The organism is Streptomyces sp. P17 (genome assembly GCF_032436805.1).
In the GTDB taxonomy this organism is placed as follows: domain Bacteria; phylum Actinomycetota; class Actinomycetes; order Streptomycetales; family Streptomycetaceae; genus Streptomyces.
Genome location: NZ_JAVRBF010000368.1, coordinates 1 through 413 on the forward strand (window position 1 = coordinate 1; position 413 = coordinate 413).

At 69.5% G+C, this 413-nt stretch carries 1 protein-coding gene; it reads left to right on the top strand.

All coding sequences use genetic code 11. The annotated features are described in order from the left end of the window. On the top strand, positions 1-332 hold a 332-nt coding region (locus RMT89_RS41325; RefSeq protein WP_315888899.1), incomplete at its 5' end, for a hypothetical protein. Between the last annotated feature and the right edge of the window lie 81 nt (positions 333-413).

A 413-nucleotide genomic window follows, 5' to 3' on the forward strand; every position in this document is an offset into this window, starting at 1 on the left:
CGCCTGACATGCTGATCTATTATCGGGGCGAGACGCGCACGATCCGCGCGGTGCTGCGAGGCGACGATGGCGCGCCGCTGGCCGATGCGACAGGTGTGACGGGCGAGTTGCGGCTGCGCCTGCCTGATCGCTGCCACGTCATCGCGGGCGAGATCGAGGCGGTGACTGTGACCGATGGCCCCGGCGTGGCGCTGGCCGTGCGGCTGACCCCTGACACCATGGCTGACGTGCCCGAGCGCGCCGCCGCCTATCCGGGGTCTCTTTGGCTGCAATCGGCGGGGTCGTGGCAACGCGCCGGCGCACTGGCAATCCGTGTCGAGGGAGGGTGCTGATGAGCATGACGATTGACCTGCTGTATGATGGCGAGATGACGGGCCGGGCGGCGCTGCGTCCGGTGCCGGTGACGGTGATCG